The sequence below is a fragment of the Hymenobacter mucosus genome (assembly GCF_900188255.1).
Lineage (GTDB): Bacteria > Bacteroidota > Bacteroidia > Cytophagales > Hymenobacteraceae > Hymenobacter > Hymenobacter mucosus.
The window spans coordinates 64377-81633 of sequence record NZ_FZNS01000015.1; the positions used below are offsets into that span (position 1 = coordinate 64377).

Sequence of the window (17257 nt, forward strand, 5' to 3'; positions counted from 1 at the left end):
GAGTGAATTTGCACGAGTTTACACTACCTGCCAACCGGCGCTTGATGGGACGCTGCTAGCGTCGACCAATGAGCAGCGAAATCCGAGTGGCTTGAGCGCATTTTTCAGTCTGCGTGCAATTCCTTGTCGCTGAGTGGCCCGGTTGTGAAGCGCGTACTTATAACCCTTATCGTTGGGTCCACGGCTGATGGGAATCTGTTCTAGGAAAAGAACTGCCTCAAGCTCTTCAGGCACTCTCAGAATTTGGGTTCCAAAAGGGGCTAACTCCGGGTCACCAGCTCGCACGCCCAGGTACAGTCCACTCAACGTATGCAACGTCTTCTGAACTACTTCCAATGGAAAATGCTCCGTTTCAATTTTGTTCTGGAGGTCGTCATCATCTTCCCGAAAGTCTTTTACTTCCAGCAGAATGAGTCGGCGCATCGGCGCAGGAGGCGCAGCTACTATGTCAACAGCCTTGATGGCGTTAATGGGCTCCAAATGGCGTAAGTAGTAGTTAGGAGGAGCTGGTTTGTCCTTTTCTCCGTCGTATTTTACTGCATGCCAAGTATTCGGGAACTGGAATTCAAAAGCTCCCTCAAGAATGTTTGGCATGAGTGTCTTCGTTATCAAGTACACGCTGGAACCGAGCCGTTTGCTCTAATTCTTCATCCAGCGCTGTCACGTGGGTTAGTTCTTCTAAATCATTGGTACGCTCTACATCAGTGGCACCATCGGGCCCTTTGTACAAGCCAAAGTAACGAATGGGCATATCGGGCTGTTGCGCCAAAACGTGTAGCTCTTTTAGCAGGAACAAGCTATGCGTAGCCAGAACGATTTGGAAACCCTGCCGCGCCAACTCGGCTAGCACCGCAGCCAGCTTTTTAAGCAAAGCTGGGTTAAGGTTAGCTTCAGGTTCGTCCCAGAACAGGGTGGATTTGGGAGTGAGGCTGCCATTGGCCAGTAGCTTTTGCAGGGTGCCAAACTTGCGCAGACCCTCCGCTACCATGTTCATATCCAAACGCTGCTCCTTGGGAAAAACCAGATAGAATCGGCCGTTGTCTTCTTCCACTTCGCCACCCAGTATGCTTGTCAACTGCTCTAAGGCAGCGGCGGCGGCGGGTTCTGGCTGCTGCAGTGGAAGGCCGCTGAGTTGGTTGAGCAAGTCCAGATAGGAATCATCTAGTGGCAACTTGAGCTGTCCAGAGGCAGGTCGCATCCATCCCAGCGTAAGTATCTCCTTCGCCGGTATAAACACGGGTGCTGCTAGCGATGCAGCAAGCTTATTCATTACCGTAGGTGATTGCTGTAGAGGGGTTTCCCGCGAACTATTAGGGGAAATAGCAAGGCGGCCTGGTGGCATTCTTGTGTATTCTGTGTCTGATACCTCGTATTCGACAATGGCTTCTTGAGGCATAGCACCACGGCGGATGAACTCACTGGCGTGGGACGGTGCCGGCCGTAAAATCTTAACCAGCTTTTCGTCTAAATCAGCAAAGTCGAGTGGGCGTGGTTTGGGGCTGTTGGCAGTGCTTTGTCCCTCCTCATAAGACTTTTGTGGACTCAGTGCTTTCAACCTTCTTTCTTGGCAGTTCAGCACCGCATACCCCAGTTTCAGCACGTGGCTCTTGCCTGTGCCATTGGTACCCACCACCACGTTTAGCCCAGGGCCAAACTCGAAGTCGGCCTCGGCGAATACGGTGAAATTCTTGACAAACAGACGTTTCAACATAACTGCAAGCTAGTTATTGGCCGACTTTATCTAATTGCTCATTCAACAGCCGTTGAATGTCCTTTTCCTCCAGCGACTCATTGCGCACCTTCTTCTCGTGGTAGGCTTTGAGCACTCCGTCCAGCCACTCGGCAGGGAGGCCAGCGTCGTCAGCTAGCCGATGGATGAGGGCTAGGTCGTCTTTGCGTATGCCGTAGTGGACGAAAGTGGCGTCGAGTCCTTTATTCATGAGAGTAAGGGTAGCGGTCTAAGGGAAAATCAGGCGGTAACTGATGCGGCCAGCAATGCCGGGTTTAGCACCTGCCAACCGGTTAGCGAGTAGTTGTCCGACAGTGGCTCCGTGCTGTATTTCCAAAGCGTCTTGTCGCGGATGAGCACACCACCGATGGTTGAGCCAGGCTGCTCAGTATTGCGCTTGGCAATCCAGGCATGCAGGGCGTTGTGCTTAGCTACCAGGTGCGGGTCCGAATCGAGCGTTTTGGTGTCGAATACGCCTAGGGTGCCGTTGGCGAACAGGATGATGAAGTCCACGAAGAACGGGGCCAGGCGGGTTTCGCCGCGCTCGGTGCGCGAGTACACCACTGCAAAGTCGGTACGGGTGCCGGCGCCGTTCTTGTACCACCACTGCAGGTGGGGGGCATTGAAATCATCTTCCAGAAACTGGATGAACAGTAGTTCTTCCTTCGAGTCAGCTAGGTGGCCGTCGGCGCGGCGACGCAGGAAGGTGGGCTGCAGCGCATGGGTGGGCGCGTCATATTCGTCGTAGTGGTCGTTGTAGTACTCAAACACGGGTACGTCCCAGGTCACCGTTTCGAGGGTGCGGGCGTTGCCGGGCTTCTGCTGCTGGTAGTTGGTGTGGGCAGCCAACGCATCGTCAATCAAAGCTCCTATCTCCGTGTGGTTTTGTGGGTAGAGAATGAACTTGGTGGCGCGGTTCTCATCCCAGCCTAAGTATTCCTCAAATAGTGAGATAAGGGCCATTTGCAGCACCGGCGTGCTCTCGGCGGGCGCATAAATGCCGCACCGCTCACGGCAGAAGCGCTGAAGCAGCTGCTGGCGCTCAAAAGGCGTTTTGGCAAACTTCTGCTGGTGGCCAGCATCCACGGCGGTCTGGCCCACTTCTACTACATGGATGGTCACGTTGGCCGGAATCACAATGTCGATGCTGTCCACCTCGGTGTGCATGCCCCGCTTGTGTAGCAGGGCCTCGTTGGCCTCCTCGAAAGGCTGGCCGCCGGGCAATAGCTCCCGCGCAATTTCCCAGCGGGCTTCGGCGGCTTTGTAGAAGATGGCCCGAAACTGGCTGCTGAGGCGGTTGCGCTGCTCTCGCTGGTTGGTTACGTGCTCAGCGGGCAGTAGCAGGGGCGCGTAGTCGGCGCGACGGTCGGCTTTGTTCAGCGAGAGGTAGTCGGCCGAGTCGGGCTCAATCTTGATGTTGTTCTTGGCCAGGTCGGTGTACACGTAGCCCAGGTTCAGCCGCTCATCAGCGTAGTGCTGTTGCTCGGGCATTCGCAGAATGCGGCCTACCGTCTGGATGCTGAACGATTCCTGCTTTAGCTCGCGGAAGATGAGCAGCACGGCCGCCCGCGGGCAGTCCCAGCCCAGGGCAATGGCCTGCTTGAACAGCAACACCTCTACCGGGTTAGTAGCCTTTTCCAGACCGGACAAGTTGGCTTTTTCGCCAGATAGCCACACGGCCAGGCGGCCGTTGTCCTTCGTAATGCCTTCCACGCCTTCGAGGTGGGCCAGCATGGTGTCGCGGATGGTGCGGTCGAGGGCGCTTTCTTTGGCCGTGTCGCTGGGCAGCTGAATGAGCAGCAAAGGGTTAATGTCCTTGCCGGCGGCGCGGTAGGCGTCGGCCAGCTCCTGGCGGCGCTTGATGGCCAGCTTCAGCAGCACGATATTGAGGGCGTCGCCGCCTTTCTGCAGGTTGGCGTCGAGGTCGGGGTTGAGCACCACGCCGCGCTTTATCATCTCGGCGCGCACCACGTCTTCGCGATTGATGACCACTTGGTTGTCGGACTTGTAGAACGGCGTAGCCGAAACGTCAACTTCCACCCAGGCTTGCAGTTGATTGAGCACCTTCTGCGCCTTGTCGCCCTTGCTGGCGAAGAGGTGAGCTTCGTCGAGCACCACCACTATTTGGGTTTCGCGCACCTTGGTCTGGGCCACAAGGCTGGCCAAGTTGCGCTGCTGCTCGTTGTCTTTCACCAGCAGGTTCTTGTCGGAGCTGATGCTTTGCCAGTTCAGGAACAGCAGCTCGTTGGGCCGCAGGTGGTTTTCGGTGAGGTCGTCGAACTGCACCGGGTGAATGGCGCGGGTATCGGCGAAGTACTGACGCAGAGCGCCGTAGCTCTGCAGGTGCAGGTGGCCGGGCGCAATCCAGATAAAGGCCAGCTGGCGCACCGGCAGCTCGGGACGGTCGGTCAACTCCTCGGCCAGGCGGCTGAGGAACTCGGCCATCACCACGGTTTTGCCGGCGCCGGTGGGGGCTTTGAATACGAGTTTCTGGCGGCGCACGGGGCGGGCCAGCAGGCTATAGGTTTCGTCGAGCAGGCGGTCGACGGCTTTGGCTTGGTAGGGGCGAAGCGTGAGCATGAGCGGCCGGAATTAAAATAAGGTGAGGTTGCCGCGCTTGTCGGTTTTGGGAGTAGCCTCAGCCGCCGCAACGGCTACGGGGGCGGTGGGACGAGGAGCCGGGGCACTGGCCGCCACTGGGGCAGCCGCTTGGGGTTCGGACGGCGTTTCTTCTATGGAGCGCATGATGCCTTCTTGGGGCAGCAGGTGCTGCCAGGCGCGGTACAGGGCCTCGGGCAGGGCACTGAGGCGCACGCGGGCGGCCACGGGCGCAAACTCTTCCTGGTAGGCGTAGGAGCCGGGCGCAAACACGTACACCGCGCACCAGGGCTGGTCGGCCGGGGCATGGGCCGGCACGGGCAGCGTGGCCACGAAGGCGGCGGCGGCTTCCACGGCCAAGTCGTCGTACACGATGACGGTGGTGGCGCTGTCGCTGCCGAAGGCCCGGAAAGAACCGTCGTCCGGCGTGCCGGGCAGGGGCTGGTAGCAGTTCTCCTTGAGGCAGAGCAGATCGGTGGCGCGGCGCACAAGCTCGCGCTTGTGGCGCAGCGTGGGCGTGCGGGGCACCGGGGCCACGCAGCGGTAGTAGCGCAGGCTGTTATTGGCCAAGCCGGAGACGGCTACGCCCTTTGGCGTGGTGTAGCCTTGGATGACGCGGCGGTTGCGCTCATAGGTGACCTGTTCACAGATGTTATTCTCGTTGTTAGTTACCAGAATGCAGCGGCGGGTGCCGCCGTCTTCGGCATTCAGGGCCATTGTGGCGTGCAACGTGGTGCCGGAACCGGCAAAAAAGTCAAGGACTGTAGCGTCTGGACCAGCAGCTAGTTTGAGAATTTTATTCATGAGCTTCACCGGCTTCGGTGTTGAGAATAGCTCAGATGTCTTCATGTCTGGGAACAGCTTAATTAGCTCATACTTGGCATTTCTGTTATGGCCTGTTTCTTCTATATCCCACCAAATACTTGAGGGTGCTAGTCCTTTTTGGTCTTTCAGATATGTTTTCTTAATAACCCGAGTGTTGTCTTTAGAAAAGACGACTTCCCCCCTCTCAATCATCTCATCCATTCGCTCTTTACTCCAGCGCCACCCATTAGCAGGCGGTTCTACTTGAAATCCATTGGGTGCCTGTATTAGATACTGAAGGTTTTTTCTAGGATTGGGGGACGAAACATTGCCCGAAAACCATGGACCATTCGGGTCATTATCAGGATTCTTATAATGGGCATTGTTGTCCTCAGTTCTATCAAGCCGATTTGGTTGCCAGCCAACACTTTTTGAATAGACATGTGTGTGGTTGTGGTCGGTAGAGAATTGCTTGGAATCGTTATTAGACGAGTCAGCAGAACGCCAAATGACATTTGCTACGAAGTTTTCTTCTCCAAACACTTCATCACAAAGCAGTTTCAGTTGCGCTTGCTCATTATCATCAATTGAGATGAAAATGACGCCGGATTCCTTGAGCAGGGTTTTGGCCAGCTTAAGGCGCTTAGCCATGAATGAAAGCCACTTGGAATGTCGGTAGCCATCCTCACGGTCCACGAACCGGTCATTGTACATGAAATCTTGCTTCCCTGTATTGTATGGCGGATCGATATAGATGACATCGATCTGGGCGGCATGGGTATAGCTGAGCACGGTGAGGGCGTGCAGGTTGTCGCCCTCGATAAGCGTGTGCTGAGGGGCATTTTGGTCGGGGGCCGCTAGCAGGCGGGCCGGCACTTCTTCGAGCACTGGCAGAAATTGGCGCAGGGTTTCCTCCACGGCTTCGGGCTTATCTTCCCATACCAGGCCGTAGCGGCGCTGCTGGTCGAAAAGCTGCACCAGGGCAGCGCGGTCAGCATCGGAGAAGTCGGAATGCGCTAAGAGGCGGGCGCGAAGGTCGTCGTTGGGCACGAGAGCGGGATAGTAGCTTAACTGGAAAAGGGGCAAGTTAACAGTTTGGCCAACCAAGTGCAGGCAAATGATGCATCTTGCCGCCGCGTTTAGCAGCAGCCCTCTTTCTATCCCTATGTCTCTGAATTCGGCCGCTCCGGCCCCCAAAAAGCGTAATTATTGGACGGCGCAAGTAGACGCCAGCCCAGAAGTATGGTCGCAGTTTCGCCAGCAAGGAGTAGTGCGGCCACTATTCAACCAATTGCTGGCCAGCCCCGCCACCGACGGCAATGGCGACGGCTCGCAGCTGCTGGCCCAGGTGCAGCCCGGCGACATTGTGATAGTGACGCGGGGGCCGCGCCGGGTGCTGGGCATTGGCCAAGCCACTGGCCAGTTTGCGCACGATAATGAGCAACTGCCCCACTACTGCCCCGTAGAATGGCTGGTGACTACGCCCGTGGAGCTGACCGGCACGCCCTTCAATACCGGCAGCATGGTCTGGAACCGCACCAGTCAGTGGGCCGCTATCCTGGAGGCCTACGCGCAGCAAAGCCCGCCCCCGGCGGGCCTTGCAACACTAGAACAGCCCGGCCTCACTGTTGCCGCCGAGCCGGAAGTGTCCTATACCCCGCCAGCGACGGAACCGGCCTTTAGCCCCAACTACTGGGCCATTGGTGCCGGGGAGGGCGGCACGTTCTGGAAAGCCTGGCAGGCCGAAGGCATCATGTCCATCGGCTGGGAAGCTCTGGGCGATCTGCGCCAGTACGCCAATGATGAGGAGCTGCGAAAGGCGCTGAAACAGCACTACGGCGGCGACACCACCCACAACAACAATATGCTGGCCTGCTGGCAATTTTGCCACGAAATCCGGCCCGGCGACTACGTGGTAGTAAAGATTGGCCGCCGTAAGATTCTCGGCATCGGCCAGGTAACGGGAGACTACGCTTTCGACACCGCCCGGACGGTGCACAACAACATCCGCGAAGTAAATTGGCTGCTGGAAGGCTGGATGGAGGACAAAGCCGGTCCTGGGGTGCCCACCAAAACGCTCACCAGCATCACCAGCTACCACACCTTTCTCAAACCCATTCTGGCCGAGCTAGCCGAAGCCACACACTTGAAGCAGATTGGGAAGCCGCAGCCCCTGCCGCCGGTGGAGAAGCCGGTAGTGTCGCCCCCTCCCAAGCCCTACACGCTGGCCGAAGCCGAGCTGGACTTATTTCTCAGCACCTCCCAGATTCAGCACCTGCAGGCAGCGCTCAAGCGCAAGAAAAACCTCATTGTGCAAGGCCCGCCCGGCGTGGGTAAAACCTATGTGGCGCGCCGCCTGGCCTGGCTGCAAATGGGGGTGCAGGACAACAGCCGGGTGCAGCTCGTGCAGTTTCACCAGAGCTACAGCTACGAGGATTTTATCCGGGGTTGGCGCCCCACCGCCACCAACAGTTTCGAGCTGGCCGATGGCGTGTTCGTGGACTTTGTGCAACGCGCCCACGACGATCCCAAGCAGGATTATTTCTTTCTCATTGACGAAATTAACCGGGGCAACCTGAGCAAGATTTTCGGGGAGCTGCTTATGCTCCTAGAAGCCGACAAACGCAACGCCACTTACGCCCTGCCCCTCACCTACCGCAAGCCCCGCGAAGCGCCGTTCTTCGTGCCGCCCAACCTGTACATCATCGGCACGATGAACACAGCTGACCGCTCGCTAGCCCTGGTGGACTATGCCCTCCGTCGGCGCTTCACCTTCGTGGACCTGGTACCGATGCTGGGCGACAAGCTCCGCCAGCAGTTAATCGAGAGCCATATTCCCGAAGAAATGGCGGCCGATATTCTGACGCGGGTAGCTGCTTTGAATCTGACTATCAAGGAGGACAAAAACCTAGGCGCGGGCTTCCTGATTGGCCACAGCTACTTCTGCACCCCGCTAGGCGACGAAAAGCCAGCCGATTGGTGGGACGCCATTGTGAGCCACGACCTGGCGCCCCTGCTGCGTGAGTATTGGTTTGACAGCGAAACCAAGGCGAATAAAGCCATTGCCGCGTTGCACGGCCCGGCATGAGCATCCCGGTTCAGAACCTCTACCACCTGCTCACCTACGCCTGGGACCAGCTCGATGAGGCCGACGAGGTAGCCGTAACAGCCGAGCCCGCCGACTCCATGCTGGACCTGCTGGCGCGGGTGCTCGTGCAGGGCACCACGCACGTGCTCAAGCGCGGTCTGGCCCGCGACTACGTGCCCAAAGTAGAGCTGACCGGCCGGCTCCGTGGCAAGCTGCTGCTCAGCGAATCCATCCGGCAGCAAACCCTGCTCACGGCCCGCGGCTGGTGCGCCTTCGACGAGCTGAGCCACGACGTACCCGTGAACCGGCTACTCAAGTCAGCACTGCATCATCTGCTCACGGCCCAGGAGCTGGATAAGTCCTTGCGCCGGGAAATCCGGGGGCTATATGTGCGCTTAGCCGACGTAGCCCTGATAGGCGTACCCGATATCCGGGTGTACGACCAAGTGGTGCTGCACCGGCATACGGCTCACTACCGGTTGCTCCTTAGCATTTGCCAGCTGGTGCACGAGGAGGTACTGCTCACGCAGCAAGCCGGCGAGCGGCTGTTTCGCAACTTCACGGGCAATGACAAGCGCATGGCGGCCCTGTTCGAGCGGTTCGTGCGCAACTTCTATCGACGGCGTCAAAAGACTTACAAAGTGGGCTCCGAAACGCTAAAGTGGGCAGTTAAACCAGCTACTGATGAGGCCAAAGCATTGCTGCCCATCATGCAAACGGATGTGTCGCTCACTAGCCCTTCGCGCAAGCTTATCCTGGACTGCAAGTACTACCGCAAAGCCCTTAAGCAGAACTACAATCAGGAAAAGATTATATCAGCCCACCTCTACCAACTCTTTGCGTATGTGCAGCACGCGCAGCGTCAGGAACCTACCCGTCCAGTAGACGGGCTGCTACTCTACCCCGTGGTAGATGGGAAGCTGCGGCACTCCTATCAGCTCCTCGATACTGCTCACCGTCTCCGGGTAGCTACCGTAAATCTGGACCAAGGCTGGCAAGCGGTAGAAGCTGAGTTGCATGGCTTGCTAGAGTGGTAAGCATTCATGGGTGCTTTTAGCCGTTTCAACATCATTAGGGAGCTACTTTACTAGCTTAATTTACTTGCCGCATGCCTACCAAAAAAACCGCGCCTTCTAAGAAATCTGCTGCTCCTGCTGCGACCAAGAAAGCAGTTGCCTCGGTCAAGAAAGCAGCTCCGGCTAAACCGGCAGCTCCGGCGAAGCGTGCACCTAATAAAGCAGCGGTGGCCCGCACCGACATCTTTATCAGCTACAGTCAGCGCGACAAAGCCTGGATGGAACGTCTGAAAACGCACCTCAAACCGCTGGAGCGCGACTTTAACATCAACGTGTGGGTAGATACCAAGCTGCGGTCGGGCGATAAGTGGCGGGCTGAAATTGAGAAAGCATTAGCCCAGACTCGGGTGGCTATTCTACTCATCAGTTCTAATTTTCTGGCTTCAGACTTCATCAACTCCGATGAGCTGCCCCCACTGCTGAAGGCAGCCGCCAAAGAGGGTACTATCATTTTGCCCTTGCTCTTGAGCACCAGCGCCTTTTCTCTGACGCCCCTAAGTGAGTTTCAGGCAGTAAATGGCCCTGACCAGCCGCTGGACTTACTCTCAGAAGGCCAAGTCAATCAGACGCTGTTTCAGGTAGCTAAACGGGTACACGAGATTTTTGTAGCTCCTGCCAAAAAAGCTGTGGCGAAACCGGTGGTTACATCCGCAGCCGTTGCAAAAAAGGCAACTACAAAATCTGCAGCAGCCCCGGTCGAAGCGGGTAAAAAGACCTTAACCCGTGGACTCCCAAAGGCAGCTTCTGCAACAGCTGCACCCAAACGGACACCCGCCAGCTCATCCGGCACCCAGCAGGCCCTGCTGGTGAAACGCAGCGGGGAGTGGGAGGTCATACCCGTTCACCATGCCAAAATTGGGAAGCAGCTGGAAATGGCCTTGCGCCCCGCAACTCCTTCCCAAGTAGCTTTTCTTACCACCCTGCGTCAGTCCGGCGACGGCTTGGCCAGCGTGGTTTTCCGATGGCATTCCTACCGCTGCACGCAACAAGATTTGCACGCCGTGACGGAAAACAACCGAGAAACCTGGCACCTAACCGCCGACACGCAGGAGCTCATTGCCCGCACGGAGGTGACCTATAGTAACCTTACGCCGGATATGCAGGCCCAAGCAAGAGCCGAGCTGCTCTTGCTGAACACGCAGCCCCCGGAACAAAGCCCGATGCGGTGGCTTTCCAGTGGGGGCTTCAACGATTTGGCTACCTCACCGTTGCCGGCGCTTTTCCAGCAGGTTGGCAACTCTCTCACTCGCTTTAACCAGGTGGCTCCGTTGGTCCTCACCTGGTTTCTGCACTTCACCAATACGATCCAGCACATTCTGCGCCTCAGCTTAACGCTGAAGGGCCAGAGCGTTTCCATTGATTTTGAAGGTCAACGGGATGCTGGCCATCGTGATGCGCCAGTCACGGTGCGGGTAAAGGGTATCTGCTCACTTGCTGGAGCTACCGAAAAGGCTGTTCTACTTGGTCCTATTCGTTCTTACTGATTCCCTAGGCCTCTGTGCTACTTTTAGCGCCTCTCTGTCTTTCTTTGCCATCATTTTAGTACTGCCCCGGACTGTATGACGTTTGATGATGATTCCGCCGAACGCTTTGAAGCCGATTTTCCCTCGTTCGACGCCTCGTTGGCCGTGACGTATGAAGACGCATTACGCCTGGTGCGGGGGTATCTGCGCTCCTACGAGCCAGCGGCCCTACCGGAGCTACTGGACCGCTGCACGGACCTGAGTCTGGACGTTGATGCGCAGCAGTTGTACCGAGTGTACTATGGCCCCCTTGTTAAGCAAGAGCCCAAATTGATTCAGAACCTGCTGGGCGTATTCGGCTATCAGGCCATGCTACTAGGGTTTGATGTCGGGCCGATACGGGGCAAGATGCGTTACATGCTCTTCCTGAAGACAAAGGGTCGTCTGGACCGCTTTCAACAGGAACTGGCCGCCTTCGACGCGGAAGTGTAGAGGCAATTAAACACGTGGAGCCGAGGCGCTGGCCCTTTTTGAGTATCTGGTGCTCATTAACCAACAGGACAAAATAATCCATGGGGCTGGGCGGTGGATTGTGAGCCTGAAGGAGTGGTTAGCTGCTGCGGGTGGCAATCTGAACCCAGGGCCCATTCCGCTGGTCATACCATAGAAATTGGCAAACAAATAAGGGAAAACCTCCTACCCTAGCGAAGGCCTGCTGAGGGAAACAGCTGCCGTGCCATTAAACTTTTGGACTAAACTTTTAACCAAGCCAAAATCTGCCCTAGGTAGTGTTAGAAATAACAACCGAGGGGAAGACCTAGGTAGAGACAAGTTCGGTTCACCCACGGGCTGTATGCTAGCTAAAACGTGCTGTTGGCTTCAATAGTATGGTCACACACTTCGAAACCCGGGGGCTTTTGGTGCTGGGAAGTGGTATTTAGAGGGGAGAGGGATAAGCAGAAGTGCTCTTATAAAAATAATAGTAATAAATAGCAAAAAAGTACAATCCCTAATTTTGCAGTTTGTGCTTTTTTAAACTGCTTTGTTTTGCCTGACCTCCCGTTTTTATACCCTAAATGTTTTTCAATTTCGGCAGACTAGATAGTCGTAATTTAACTGATTAGTAAAAACTCTACAAGATAGTTTTACTATAAGGAGTAAATGGCCAAAAGGTAAGTTCTGGACAGGTGAAAGATAAGCTTTGGACAGGCTGATCGAGGCTGAAAGGTAAGCTTTGGACAGATATATCGACCTGAAAGGTAAGTTTTGGACAGGTAAAAGGTAAGCTTTGGACAGGTACATATCCACATCGTAAGCTATGTAAAAGGTAAGCTTTGGACAGGTGTTTAGAGATGGTACCAATTGCTATGAATGTTGCCAAGTAGCTAAAAAGGTAAGTTCTGGACAGGTATAAAAGCTCCACTTAGCCGATGTCAAACCTCTATTTGCAAGATTAGGGAGGGCTTACCGGAAGCAAAAAAGTAAGTTCTGGATAGGCCTTTGTGCCCCTGGCTAGGCAAAGGGTAAGTTTTTGATAGGTGCAACGACTACTAGAAAGGTAAGTTCACTGCCTCAATCAAGTTGCTACTTTCTTTTTTGCGGTTATCTTGCATTACCGGATAACACTACCAACGATACCTCTTATGGCTGACAAGCGTGTAGCGCGTTCTTCCTCAGTTCCCATGCTGGAGTTGGACCTCAAGTACGAGCCCGAATACCGCGGTGAGGTAAAGCAGCACTGGAACGTCACGTTTGCTCACCAGAAGAAAATCTCGGTGTATAGCAAGCGCATCCTGGCCAGGGTCATCGACCAGATTCGGGACAATGACTACCAGTTGCGTGAATTCTACCAGATTCACGTTTCCTCGATTCTGGAGGGTACGGATATCGAAATAGACACGGCTTACTCAAAAATCAAGGGAGCCCTCTACGAGTTGGCCGATGTGAAGTGGGAATTTGAGAGCATCGACCGTTCGGAATGGTACTTCCGACACCTTCTGGATACGACCAAGGAGAGGCGGGTAGGTTATAAAGATGGTATCATCACCATCCTACTCAATCCGCAACTGGCCCCCTACTTGGTGAAGGCAGCTCACTACAGCAAGTTTCCGCTTCACGGCTACATGAATCTGAAAAGCTGGTACAGCATGCGGTTCTTCGAGATTCTGTCAGCCTTCCAGGATAAAGGATTCTGGGAGGTGCCAGTTGAGGAGTACCGGCAGTACATGGATTGCTGGTACGAGTACGACAAGCGTGGGCAGGTCAAAAAGGACAAGGATGGTAACCCCTTGCTAAAGTATCCCAAGACTAAGCTCCTGATTGATTACACCATGAAGGAGCCGCTGAAAGAGTTGGCGGGCACCGACTATGAGTTCACCTTCACTCCCATCTACGAAGTCACGCGGGCGGTAAAGGGCCGGAAGAAGATTATTCGCCTGCGCTTCGACTTGAAAAAAGGGCCGGCGCTCAAGGATATTCCCGAGTCCTGGCTGCAACACACTGAAACCGGGAGCATCGTCCAACGCCTGCGTGAGTGGAAGGTAACGGACCGGAACATTGTGCAGTATGCTCCCATTCTTAAACAGGCCGGGGTATTGGAACTGCTGCGCGCCTGGGAGTTGAAGAACCGCTCAAACCGGCACATAGACGATAAGCTCCGCTACTGCAACGCGGCCTTCGTTCGCGCTGGTAAGCAAGCACTGGAGGATGCCAAGCAGACCAAGATTGATGCAAAGCACGAAGCGGCTGAGGCAAAGCTGATTGTGCAGCAGGCGTTGAATTTATAGTACTGATTTGCCTAATACTAAACTGATTGTATGCTCTCCATTGTGGTAGGGCAAAATACTACCTGCGTCTTGCTTTCACGCCTTGTGGTTAGTTCACATTTTCACCTACAGAAAATCATGGGTGGTTGTTTTATTCCTCTGATTACTCGCCATGTCTGCAAACGCTAGCCCCCACCCTTCTCAGCTAACCCAATTAAAAGAAAGCATCCAAGCAAATTGCTGGTCAAGAGGTGAGTATAGCTTCATGCTACTGCAGCTTAATATCCTTGACAGCTCTTGGGAGGATTTTCTGGAACGTGGAGAGGAGTCAGTGGCCCTCCCGACTTTGGTGCATGAATACGTGCACTACATGCAGCAATTCACTACCGTTTGGGGGTTTACTAACTTCTTTACATACCTGGATGTAGTAATGCAATCCTTCCTCAATCGACCAAGCTCTGGAGAAAAGCTTCAACTGCGGCCTTGGTTAAAAGTTTGGTACAAAGGTTAAACGAGCGGGGCCGCTGGAGACTCCCAGTCGAAGGCAAAAAGGGCCTCCACGTCGAAGCGGAGGGAATCTTTCAGGGCGTCGTCCGAGAAATCGAACTCGCCGTGCAGGTTGACGTGCTGCCAGCTCACGGGCGAGCTGGCGGCGATGGCATCGGCCACGGCCTGGCGCTCGGCCGCCGGGGCGTGGAGTAGGTATTGGTTCAGGTACAGGCAATTCCAGCACACAATCACGTTTTGCACGAGCCGTTTGCAGGCATCAGCCAGTTGCTGCTCTTCCTTGCCAGCGTAGGGAATCTGCCCGTTCTGGCCGTAAAACACAGCCCGCGCGAACGAGTGGGTGCTTTCGAGCTTGTCGAGTTGGTCGTCGATACGCTTGCGCAGGTCTTGGTCGTCCATGTAGCGGAGCAGGAATTCGGTGCGCACGGCCCGGCCCAACTCGCGCAGGGCCAGGTACACGGGGTGGTGCTGGGAATAGGAATTGAGGCGCCGCAGCATGGTAGAGGCCGTCACGTGCTTTTGCTTGAGGCTCACCACCAGCCGCACGAGCGTGTCCCACTGCGCTTCAATCAAGGCCCGGTCCAGGCGCTTGCCCAGCCGCAGGCCGTAAGCGGCCAGGTCGGGCACCTCCATCCCCGCAAAGGCGTAGAGCTGCTGGTCCTGAAAGGATTGGATGCGCGGGGCGAAGGCCACGCGAATCAGGTAGGTCACGGCGAAGTTGACTTCGGTAAAGCCGTGCGTGTCGGTGGAATGGATGGTGGACTCGACCACGTCGTTGTGCAGGATGCCGTCCACCAGGTAGGCCGCCTCGCGCTCAGAGGCGCTGATGGTAACGGAGTGAAACAGCCGGTGCCGGTCGTCGAGGAAGCCGTAGGACACAATCCCTTTTTCCTGCCCGAAGTATTTATAGGAGTGCGTGGCGTGAATGGAATCGACGGCCACGTAGTACTTCTGGCCATCCGAGGACGTGTGGGTCTGGCCCGGGTCGCGCTGGAACAGGCGGCTGACCGGCAGCTTGCCCGTCAGGGCCACCACCGCGTCGTTAGCCCGGCGCAGGTTCTCCAGCGAGAAGTACCAATTGACGGTGTTTTCCAAGGTGGATTAGGCCACGTGCTTGGTGGCGTGGGCCATGCGCGTCAGGCCCAGGTTGCAGCCGTAGGCCATCACGCCGGCGAAGAAGACCCGTTCGGCCGGCCGGGGCGGGCGGTGGCGCGGGCTCCAGTGCTGCAGGCAGTCGGTGAAGCGGCACGCCTGGTTGACCGTGTGCAGCACCTCGTGCAACGAAATAAGCCCTGGCCCGGGGAACAGCGGCCGGGGCGGCGGCGCCTCGTCGTCCGCGGGCCGGGCGGGCGTGAGGAAGCGGGGCCGCCCGCCCCCGGCGCGCGTCTTCACGCCGGGGTTGGTGCCGGCCGCCAGCCGGTCAAAGGTACCGGCAAACGCGGCGGCCAGCTTCGCCTGCAGCGCGTCGAGCCAGGGGCCGGCCGCGCGCAGTTCCAGCAGGTTGGTTTGCTGCAGCAACGCGTCCCGCTGCCGCTCCCACGTCGCCCCGTCCAACAAGTAGGTGTCGAAGGGGCGGTAGCGCAACGAGTGCAGCAGGTTCAGCTTGCCCGCCTTCAGGTGGTCGGCCACGTGTCCCGCCAACAGGGCCTTGTAAAGCGACACGGGGCTGGCCGCTTCGCCGAGCGCCGCGCGTTCGGCCGGTTTCAGAAAGCCCGTCGGCGGGTGGCTGCCCAACTGCCCGTCGCGCGCCCGGTAGTAGGCCAGGGCTTGCGCCAACGGGCTGTCGGGCGCGCCCTCGTACGCCACGCGGCGCAGGATTTCACCCATCCGGCGCTGCAGGGCGCGGGAGCGCTCCTCGACGACCTGGTAGTAGGGGCCGCTCGCACTGCCCCCGCCGGTTTTGCGCAGCTGCTGGGCCGTGTGCCGCAACTCCCCGAAGGTCGTCACCTCCGGGGTTTGGAGCCAGGCCAGCAGCGCGGCTACTTTCTCCTCGTTGGTGTGGGCAAACGAAAAGGCCACGTCTTCCAGCTGCGCCAGGGCCGTGCCGTGGCGCACCACCCCGTCGAGCAGTTCCCGCAGCTGGCCGGCCGTGTCCTGTTGCTGGCGGTAGACGCGCTCCTGGGTTTCGCGCTGGGCGGCGTTGCGGTGGGTTTGCACGGCCTGCTGTAACGTTTCGGTCAACAGGTCGCCCACTTGGTAGTACTGGTAGACCACGAAGCAGAGCACCATCAGGTATTTCTTGTCGGCCTGCTGCCGCACCTGAAAAACCTGCGCCCGCTCGACGTAGCGGGCGTAGTAGCGTACCACTTCTTCCGGTAAATCCAGGGCCTGCACCACGGGGTACACCTGGGTGAAGAGGGGCTGCAGCACGGCGTAATCCTGCACGTTGGCGCGGATGGCGCTTGGCCGCATCAGCTCCAGGCTGCGCTTGAGGGTGGTGAGCCGGTAGGGCCGGTGGGGATGAGCGGGCTCCTCCGCGTCGGTGGTAAACAAGGCGTCCAGCTGCTGGCGCACGGCGGGTGTGAGCAACGCGGCCAGCTGCGTGGTCAGCTGCTGCTCGACCGTGCGGAAGGCCTCGGTCACGACGCCGGCCAGCGCGGCGTATGTGGGCACTTCCCAGCGACGGGCCCGCAGCGTATCCACGGCCGAGCAAAACACGGCCACGGGGTTCATCTGCTGGCGGGCAAAGTGGGTCACCTGCGTGCGCACGGCGGCTTCGACCTGTTCGAAGGGGGCGACGCCGAACTGCTGCAGAATCAGCTGGCGGTGGTGAAAGCGGGTGGCCTTGTCGTAGCGCGCCCACTCAACATTTCCTAAGCGGTAGCGCTGCTGCACGTACGCGCCGTCGGCGGCCCGAAACCGGTCAGTGGAGAAGAAGCGGCCGGTGGCCTGAAAATAGCTGACCTGCAGCACGAAGCCACCCCGGCTGTGGGGCGTCACCAGGCTGCCGAGTACCTGCGTGGCCCAGTCGGGCAAGCTGCAGTAGAGCTTGCGCTGGGCCGCGGTCCACTTGGGCGGGTGGTCGAACGCCCGCCGCTGGGCGTCGTCGAGCAGGGGAAGGTAGCGCACGGACTTACGGGGCCAGCTGGCGCCGGTAGCGCTTCACACTACTTTCGCTGACACCGGTGGCGGCCCAGGGCTTACGCATCAAATAGCAGGGAGTATGAGAAGAGCAGACCTTTGCCTTTTCAGGCAACGTCAAGGTCTTTATGCTCAGCCACCTACTC

At 57.4% G+C, this 17257-nt stretch carries 11 protein-coding genes and 1 pseudogene; 6 read left to right on the forward strand and 6 right to left on the reverse strand.

Annotated features, from left to right (window positions below):
* Positions 1 to 18: 18 nt before the first annotated feature.
* Genes CHB83_RS21420 through CHB83_RS21440 form a run of 5 tightly spaced genes read right to left on the reverse strand, consistent with a single transcriptional unit; the run spans position 19 to position 6181 of the window.
* Positions 19 to 594, reverse strand: a complete 576-nt coding sequence (locus tag CHB83_RS21420; protein WP_089334217.1) for a hypothetical protein — start codon at positions 592 to 594, stop codon at positions 19 to 21.
* A complete protein-coding gene (locus CHB83_RS21425; protein ID WP_089334218.1) occupies positions 578 to 1711 on the reverse strand; it encodes an AAA family ATPase in 1134 nt (377 codons plus the stop codon). The genes CHB83_RS21420 and CHB83_RS21425 overlap by 17 nt, the downstream gene beginning before the upstream one ends.
* 13 nt (positions 1712 to 1724) lie before the next feature.
* Positions 1725 to 1940 carry a hypothetical protein gene (locus CHB83_RS21430; RefSeq protein WP_089334219.1) on the reverse strand — a complete coding sequence of 72 codons (216 nt, stop codon included), beginning with the start codon at positions 1938 to 1940 and terminating at the stop codon, positions 1725 to 1727.
* Positions 1941 to 1969: 29 nt separating this feature from the next.
* Positions 1970 to 4309: a DEAD/DEAH box helicase gene (locus tag CHB83_RS21435; RefSeq protein ID WP_089334220.1), complete on the reverse strand. Its 2340-nt coding sequence runs from the start codon at positions 4307 to 4309 to the stop codon at positions 1970 to 1972.
* A 12-nt stretch (positions 4310 to 4321) separates the two neighbouring features.
* Positions 4322 to 6181, reverse strand: coding sequence for a site-specific DNA-methyltransferase (locus CHB83_RS21440; RefSeq protein ID WP_245855404.1), 1860 nt, complete (start codon positions 6179 to 6181; stop codon positions 4322 to 4324).
* A gap of 115 nt (positions 6182 to 6296) precedes the next feature.
* On the opposite strand from CHB83_RS21440, the gene CHB83_RS21445 reads away from it, so the two are divergent.
* From CHB83_RS21445 to CHB83_RS21470, 6 genes are all read left to right on the forward strand, one after another.
* A complete protein-coding gene (locus CHB83_RS21445; protein WP_179225599.1) occupies positions 6297 to 8219 on the forward strand; it encodes an AAA family ATPase in 1923 nt (640 codons plus the stop codon).
* Positions 8216 to 9256 carry a 5-methylcytosine restriction system specificity protein McrC gene (locus CHB83_RS21450; protein ID WP_089334222.1) on the forward strand — a complete coding sequence of 347 codons (1041 nt, stop codon included), beginning with the start codon at positions 8216 to 8218 and terminating at the stop codon, positions 9254 to 9256. The genes CHB83_RS21445 and CHB83_RS21450 overlap by 4 nt, the downstream gene beginning before the upstream one ends.
* Positions 9257 to 9327: 71 nt before the next feature.
* Entirely contained in the window at positions 9328 to 10779 is a 1452-nt protein-coding gene (locus CHB83_RS21455) for a toll/interleukin-1 receptor domain-containing protein (RefSeq protein WP_089334223.1), read from the forward strand.
* 75 nt (positions 10780 to 10854) lie between these two features.
* Positions 10855 to 11250 (forward strand): hypothetical protein, encoded by a 396-nt coding sequence (locus CHB83_RS21460; RefSeq protein ID WP_089334224.1) that lies wholly within the window; start codon positions 10855 to 10857, stop codon positions 11248 to 11250.
* A 1151-nt stretch (positions 11251 to 12401) separates the two neighbouring features.
* Positions 12402 to 13544 carry a replication initiation protein gene (locus CHB83_RS21465; protein ID WP_089334225.1) on the forward strand — a complete coding sequence of 381 codons (1143 nt, stop codon included), beginning with the start codon at positions 12402 to 12404 and terminating at the stop codon, positions 13542 to 13544.
* A gap of 151 nt (positions 13545 to 13695) precedes the next feature.
* Positions 13696 to 14034 carry a hypothetical protein gene (locus CHB83_RS21470; RefSeq protein ID WP_143437237.1) on the forward strand — a complete coding sequence of 113 codons (339 nt, stop codon included), beginning with the start codon at positions 13696 to 13698 and terminating at the stop codon, positions 14032 to 14034.
* On the opposite strand, the pseudogene CHB83_RS24155 reads toward CHB83_RS21470, so the two are convergent.
* A pseudogene (locus tag CHB83_RS24155) lies at positions 14031 to 17099 on the reverse strand (Tn3 family transposase). The gene CHB83_RS21470 and the pseudogene CHB83_RS24155 overlap by 4 nt on opposite strands.
* Between the last annotated feature and the right edge of the window lie 158 nt (positions 17100 to 17257).

Bases quoted from the DNA above. Each gene is read 5' to 3' on its own strand.
- CHB83_RS21420 (WP_089334217.1), bottom strand. From the start codon at position 594: ATGCCAAACATTCTTGAGGGAGCTTTTGAATTCCAGTTCCCGAATACT.
- CHB83_RS21425 (WP_089334218.1), bottom strand. From the start codon at position 1,711: ATGTTGAAACGTCTGTTTGTCAAGAATTTCACCGTATTCGCCGAGGCC.
- CHB83_RS21430 (WP_089334219.1), bottom strand. From the start codon at position 1,940: ATGAATAAAGGACTCGACGCCACTTTCGTCCACTACGGCATACGCAAA.
- CHB83_RS21435 (WP_089334220.1), bottom strand. From the start codon at position 4,309: ATGCTCACGCTTCGCCCCTACCAAGCCAAAGCCGTCGACCGCCTGCTC.
- CHB83_RS21445 (WP_179225599.1), top strand. From the start codon at position 6,297: ATGTCTCTGAATTCGGCCGCTCCGGCCCCCAAAAAGCGTAATTATTGG.
- CHB83_RS21450 (WP_089334222.1), top strand. From the start codon at position 8,216: ATGAGCATCCCGGTTCAGAACCTCTACCACCTGCTCACCTACGCCTGG.
- CHB83_RS21455 (WP_089334223.1), top strand. From the start codon at position 9,328: ATGCCTACCAAAAAAACCGCGCCTTCTAAGAAATCTGCTGCTCCTGCT.
- CHB83_RS21460 (WP_089334224.1), top strand. From the start codon at position 10,855: ATGACGTTTGATGATGATTCCGCCGAACGCTTTGAAGCCGATTTTCCC.
- CHB83_RS21465 (WP_089334225.1), top strand. From the start codon at position 12,402: ATGGCTGACAAGCGTGTAGCGCGTTCTTCCTCAGTTCCCATGCTGGAG.
- CHB83_RS21470 (WP_143437237.1), top strand. From the start codon at position 13,696: ATGTCTGCAAACGCTAGCCCCCACCCTTCTCAGCTAACCCAATTAAAA.